The sequence below is a fragment of the Pseudonocardia alni genome (assembly GCF_002813375.1).
GTDB classification, from domain to species: Bacteria; Actinomycetota; Actinomycetes; order Mycobacteriales; family Pseudonocardiaceae; genus Pseudonocardia; species Pseudonocardia alni.
Genome location: NZ_PHUJ01000001.1, coordinates 102,220 through 108,233, shown reverse-complemented (window position 1 = coordinate 108,233; position 6,014 = coordinate 102,220). Strand labels below are relative to the sequence as shown.

At 71.2% G+C, this 6,014-nt stretch carries 4 protein-coding genes and 2 pseudogenes; all 6 read right to left on the bottom strand.

Translation table 11 applies throughout. The features are described 5' to 3' along the window. Positions 1–258, bottom strand: a pseudogene (locus tag ATL51_RS28780) (asparagine synthase-related protein); the annotation flags it as partial. Between the two features lie 1,394 nt (positions 259–1,652). Then, a pseudogene (locus tag ATL51_RS00520) lies at positions 1,653–2,003 on the bottom strand (SsgA family sporulation/cell division regulator); the annotation flags it as partial. A gap of 19 nt (positions 2,004–2,022) precedes the next feature. Next, positions 2,023–2,154, bottom strand: a complete 132-nt coding sequence (locus ATL51_RS29185; RefSeq protein ID WP_301548828.1) for a hypothetical protein — start codon at positions 2,152–2,154, stop codon at positions 2,023–2,025. Beyond that, entirely contained in the window at positions 2,151–2,420 is a 270-nt protein-coding gene (locus tag ATL51_RS00515; protein ID WP_179763270.1) for a WhiB family transcriptional regulator, read from the bottom strand. The genes ATL51_RS29185 and ATL51_RS00515 overlap by 4 nt, the downstream gene beginning before the upstream one ends. Before the next feature lie 235 nt (positions 2,421–2,655). Next, positions 2,656–4,872 (bottom strand): P-loop NTPase family protein, encoded by a 2,217-nt coding sequence (locus ATL51_RS00510; protein ID WP_100877213.1) that lies wholly within the window; start codon positions 4,870–4,872, stop codon positions 2,656–2,658. Between the two features lie 110 nt (positions 4,873–4,982). Continuing rightward, the gene (locus ATL51_RS00505) at positions 4,983–6,011 is read right to left on the bottom strand and encodes a hypothetical protein (protein WP_157818144.1); all 1,029 of its coding nucleotides are present in this window, start codon (positions 6,009–6,011) and stop codon (positions 4,983–4,985) included. Positions 6,012–6,014: the final 3 nt, after the last annotated feature.

Genomic DNA, 6,014 nt, shown 5'->3' with positions numbered 1-6,014 from the left:
GGCGGGCAGCAGACGTGCGATGCCGGCGGCTGCCTCGTCGACCAGGACGCTTCCGCGGCCGCGGTCGGACAGGTAGCGCGCCGCGGCGCGGGGGCCGCGGGTGGCCAGCAACTCGATCGAGGCGAAGCGTGGGACTTCGAGGACCTCGTCTGCTCCATCCCCTGACAACAGGACCTCACAGCCGAGCCCGGCCGCGCGCGCGGCAACTGTGGCGTTGAGCTGCGGGAGAGCGTCGAGGCGGGGCCCGCTGGAGACCATGCGGGCTCGGTGCGGGCCGAGGTCTCGATGATCTGGAGCTCACATCCCAGCTGGAGGCGAGCGATGAGCGCAGCAGCGACGGCGGCGGCTGAAGCGGCCCTGGTCGTCGGTGAGGTCGATGGTGAACGCCACGACCCCGACGCCCCTGTGCTTGGCGGCAGGCCTCGGTGAGGACGGCCAGGCTGTCGATGCCACCCGAGAAACTCACTCCGATCACCGCGGCGTCGTCGCAGGCTCGGGCGACGGCACGGCCGAAGGCCGGGGCCAGGGCCGGCCCCCGGCCGGCAGTGCCGGCCGGGGGCGCAGCCAACGAGGCGCCCTCCCACGGATAGAACTCGCCGTAGAGCACCGGCGGCGCAAACAGCAGGGCCACCGCGTCGAGGTCGACCGTGGGCTGGGCGCATCCGCGTAGCCAGGGGCCGACCTCGGTGGAGAACGCCTCGCTCATCGTTACCGCGCCCCGAACAGCAGAGCGCGAACCAGCGTGTAGACCCGCGACGGGGTGCTCACGGCGAGGTTGTCGCCGCGAATCCCGCGGCCGTGGGAACCATCTCCGGGAGAAGACTTCGCTGCCATGTTGACCTCCGTGCTCATCGTTTGCCGGCCCCGGTCGGGGTGGGCGCCACGTCCGGGACCGGTCCGGCTGACCGGTCGGGCGGACCAGCTCGCCCGAGCGGTGTGGGATCGGCCGCCAGGCCGACGAGCGCAGCGAGCTCGTCCCACCCGGGCGGCGCGGGTGCAGGCCGATCGGGCGCAGCGGCAAGGACCGGTCACAGTGGCCAAGCCCATCTCCGTCCCGGGGGCGGGGATCGATGGTCACGTTGGGCTGGCTGCTGGGGTCTGGGTCGGTGCCGTGCGGACCGAGGAAGAGGCGCACATCAGCGACGGAGTTGCGCGCGGGGGTGCACCGTGCGGAGGGTCGGGGACCGGTCAGCAGCGGGTCCGGGACGCGTTCGGACAGTTCGTCGTGGTGTGTGCCGCCCTTCGGGCATGCAGAGCACGACCTGCAGTGGGAGAACCAGTCCCCGCAGGACGGGCACCATCCGTACGACCGCGCCGCGTTGTCCCGCCCGGCGGAGGTAGCACTAGCGCTGTCGCTGGTGTCGGTGAGGACGGCGGCGGTGGGTATCACGGCTCTCCTAGGACGATCGGACGGGACGGGCTCGGGGTGGGCTGTCCGCGGGGTTCCTGCGGACGTCGTGCGCTGGCCCGGCCGGGCTGGCGCTTGTCGTCGGGTGACGGGGTGGGCTCGGCGGGCGCCGGGCCCACCCCGGTGGGTGATGGCACGACAGGTCAGCCGGACCAGCACCGCCGCGCTCGCGCCGAGTCCCCGACAGGCCCGGTCCGGGAGGGGCCGAGCTGTGTGATCACGGCCGAGTGATCAGCCAGTCTGCTCACCAGACCGGACCTGGCTCGTCAAACAGGGCCGCGAGGTCAGCCTCGGCAACGAGTGGTCCTTCCATACCAGCGGCCACGACGTCTTCCGTGCGGTCGATGAACTCGATGAGCTCGTGGCTGGGTAGGCCGATCTCGGCTGTTCCGCTGGGTGATCGGAGGGTGATGAGTGTCCAGTCGTGCCGCGATAGAGCGTGGGTACTGATCTGGACGTCGCGGGCAAGGTGCTGAGCGGCGTCGTCCACCTCGGACGACGCCCCGGTGAGCCCGGCCGAGAGCAGCTCCCGGCCGATGCACCAGGTCACGCTCGTGGTGTCACCGCAGGTCCGGAATCGCACCTCCAGCTCGAAGGGCGGCTGCGGCGGTAGGTCATCTCGACGTGGACCGGCAGCTCACGAATGCCGGGCTCGGGGCCAGCTGGAGCTGGTAGATGCGCCCGATGACCTGGGTACAGATCTTGTTGAGACCGACACCGCCGCGGTCGGGCTGAGTGTCGGTCATCGGGGCCCCTCCAACTGCTGCTCGCGGCGGATCTGGCGCCGCTCCCTCTCGGACGCGCCGCCCCAGATGCCGAATCGCTCGTCGTGCTCGATGGCGTAGGTGAGGCAGTCGTCCCGGACCTCGCAGCGATCACAGACGCGCTTCGCGTCCCGGCTGGATCCCCCCTTCTCGGGGAAGAAGGCGTCGGGGTCGGTCTGGGCGCACAGTCCGTGCTCCCGCCAGTCCGGCTCGGAGGGCGGGGGTTCGCTGAGGAGTGCCAGCAACAGGTGGTCGAAGTCCTCCGGGACGTAGGCGAGGCCCGGGCGCTGCGAGGAGGCCGTGGCGCTCCCCGGGCTGGGGGCGGACAGCTGAGACACTTCGTTCTCCGATCGATGAGGTCGGAGCGGCCCGGGCGGGATCTGTGGAAGGTGAGCGCTCGGGCCGCCTCGTGTGATGACGACGTCAATTAGCCAGTACAGTACCAAGTACCGTACCAATTAGCGAGTGGTGTCGGTGCGCCTTTCATCCGGTCTGGCTTTCAGTCCCGGCCGGTTCCCACTGCCCGTGAGCGATCTTGTGGGCGACGCCCATCTCGGCGAGCGCGCCGAGCGACTTGGACACGGCGGGTGCCTTGAGACCGGTCGCGGCGACGATCTCGCCAGTGCGGCGACAACCGGCCTGGAGCGCGCGTAGAACCTCCTGTTGGCTGGCGGGGAGCCCTTCGATGTCCGGGGCGGCCTGCGGGCCGTCGGGAGCCGGCGAGCTGGTCGGTCGTGGGCGCAGCGCGACGACGTTCTGCGCACTGAGCGCGGACGGGATCTGGAGTCCTTGCATGAACGCCGGCAGAGCGGCCTCAACGGCGTCGCCTACGGTCGTGGCAGGGACGTCGACGGGTTCGCCGGACTCCTTCCGGCGCCGCCAGGCGTGGAGCTTCTCGACCTGCGCGGCAAAGCGGGCGCCCGGGCTCTGCTCGATCGCGGGCTGGAAGTCGCGCATGGCCAGGGCGGTGTTCTCGTCGAGCGCGCATGACGGGAGAGCTGTGGCCCATTCCCCCAGGTCGGGAGCCCAGGCGACGCGGCCCATCGACAAGCGGCCACCGGCGATGGCGAAGCAGTAGCCACCTCCAGGAGGCAGAGACCCTGGGGTGACGGCCATCCCGCCGACCACCGCGTTCTCGCTGCGGTTCATGTTGCGGAAGGCGAACAGGTTGCGGGCCATCAGGTAGCCACGCAGCACGGTGCTGTTGCCGTAGTCGCCAGCGAGCAGGGACTGGGTCCCGACGACCACGGCGACGCCGTACTTGCGGCCGATCCGCACGACACGTTCGAGGCGCGGGATGAAATCCTGCGATGCGAGCCAGGCGTCGGTGCTGAGCCGCTGCAGCTCGTCGATGATCCACATCAGGCCGGGGATGGTGGTGCTGGGCAGCAGCTTACGCAGGGGGCTTTGCTGCGAGGGGTCGGTGATTCGAACCGGGCCGTCGGGGCCCTCGGTGAGGGTGGACTTGAGCAGGCTGCGGATCTCGAGGGCGGCCTCGATGGCTTCGAGCTGGGCGAGCACCTGGCGGGGCCCGGCCTCGGCCCAGTCGCTGATGTCGTTGAGTACGGGGCTGGACCCTCCGTCGGGGTCGCCGTCGCCGAACAGCAGGTGCCAGACAGCGCTCTGCTTGATACCGAGCCCGATCGCCTCGAGGCAGGCTGACTTTCCCGATCCTGGCTCACCGGTGACCAGGCCGTTGCGCACGCCGATGTCCTCGACGGCGTAGAACTGCATGTCGCCCTCGCCGTCTGCGAACGGGCCGAGGGGGATGACGCCGTTGTCGTAGCGCGGGCCTCGGTAGGGGATGCCGCCGGAGAGCAAGTCGCGCACGATGACGGTCAGGTAGGCCCAGGCTTCGTTGTCCTCGTGCGGTTCGATGATCAAGTTCTTCGCCGAGACGCCGAGCGCGCCAGCGATGCGGGGGCGGCGGCCGAACACGTCGTCGAAAGAGGCGTCGCCGGCCGGGGTGCGCACGGTCCAGCGGATGGCGCGGCTGAGATCGACGCGGTCGGTGAGCATGGATCCGGGCAGTGCCTTGCCGCGGCGGCTGACGCTCTCGGACCAGCGCTGGGCCAGCGTGTCGCCGTAGTCACCGCTGGTGGTCTCGTCGCTCGCCTCGGGCAGCTGGGGAGCGTTGAGGTCGACGTCGGGGATGCTGTGCTGCTTCATCCAGCTGGCCCAGGTCGCGGCAGCGCCTCCGGCGAGCAGCGCCGTCATCGTCCAGTTGGCGGGGCCGACGGCAGAGGCGGCGGTGATCCAGGCCGCGGTGCCTGCGCCCGCGGCCCAGGACTGCCGGCGCCAGAAGGCCGGGATGCGGCTGTGGAGCAGGGCGCGAGCACCGGCGATCGCTCCGAGGGAGGTGAGACCGATGCCGGTGGTCGTGGCCAGCTCGGCGCCGGGGCCGGCGGCGAGGCCGACGAGTTCGGTCAGACCCCAGCCGAGGTAGCCGGCGGCGGCCGTGGCGGAGGTCGCCAGGTAGGGGGCACGGCGGGCGGCGTTCTCAGCTCGGATGTGATCGTGGTGATCGCTGATCGCCGACCGCCGGGGCGTCTCCTTGCGCAGCACAGTGGTGGGCTGGCGCACGGCGAGCTCGGCGGAGGGAGTGGCCGGGCTGGTGTCCTCGTCGACCAGGCGCTGCAGGGCGCGGGCCAGGACCTCTGGGGTGAGGTTGGTGCCGGCGACGCTCTGCTGCCTGGGCATCGCAAGTCCCTTCGTCGTTGTGGTGCTGGAGTGCTTGTCGGAGTGCCACCGCTCCGCCGCGACGCGGGTGCCCAGCGACCGGGGTCAGTCCTGGGGGCGGGGCTGTCGGGCTAGGAGCGAGTGCCGATGTAGGTGCCGTTGACGGTTCCGGCGAGGGTGTCGTCGCTGAGCACCTGGTCCTGGGTGTTGAGGTGCCGGCCGAAGTGGGTCTTGGCCTCACCGGCGGAGCTGGTGAACAGCTGGGCGTTCTCGCGCATCTGCTCGAGCAGGCGGATGGGTTCGCCGCTGACGCCTGCCTGCGTCAGGGAGGCGACGGACTGATCGAGCTCGGTCAGAAGTCGCTGACCGACGTTCTGCATCTGCTCGCAGAAGTGGTTGGCACTGCCGGGATCGAGGGTCTCGCCGCTGGTCAGGTTCGGGTTGGCGCCGGTCATCGGGATGTCCTTCCGGATGGGGTGGATCGTGGCGGTGGACTGGTGTTCGGCCGCGGACCGCGGCTCGGGCTCGGTGTCGGGCTCGGTGTGGATGGCTTCGGGCTGCTGGGTGTGGTCGGGTTCGTGCTGGTTGGGCTTTTCGGGGTCCTCCGGGGGGCCGTCGGTCGGGGTCTCCTCGACCGGTGCGGGTTTGGTGTGGTCGGTGGGCGGGGCTGGGGTCGGCTCGGCGTCGATGACGACCGGGTCGGCGTTGTCCGTGCGATGGGGTGGGCGTTGGGCGGTGGTCGGCCGCGGTCGCCAGTGCGGGTCGGTTGTGTCGCCGAATCGCTGGCGGAGGTTGCGGGCCAGGCGCTGTCGCAGCAGGTCGCCGTCGGCGTGGCGCTGGTGGCGTTCACGGCGTCGCTCGGTGGCGTAGCCCCAGGCGTCGGACCACCACTCCCCCATCGCTGCCCGGGCGGGCCCGGGCGAGCGAGGGCCGCGGGGATGGGCGATGCGATCGGCGATGCGTTGGGCCAGTGCGTCGCCGACGCTGGGGCCGGTGCGGCGGGTTTCCCGGGCCATCCGGCGCTCGTGGGCGCGTTCGGCGCGGCGCTGGCGGTCGCGCAGGCGCGGTGGTTCGGTGCCGCGGGCGGTGGCGATGAGCTCGGTGCCTGCGTAGCGGGCGAGTCCCCAGGTGATGAGCGCGACCAGCACGAGCGTTTCCATCGT

Coding starts and splice junctions, on each gene's coding strand:
- ATL51_RS00505 (WP_157818144.1), bottom strand. CDS start 6,011: ATGGAAACGCTCGTGCTGGTCGCGCTCATCACCTGGGGACTCGCCCGC.
- ATL51_RS00510 (WP_100877213.1), bottom strand. CDS start 4,872: ATGCCCAGGCAGCAGAGCGTCGCCGGCACCAACCTCACCCCAGAGGTC.
- ATL51_RS29185 (WP_301548828.1), bottom strand. CDS start 2,154: ATGACCGACACTCAGCCCGACCGCGGCGGTGTCGGTCTCAACAAGATC.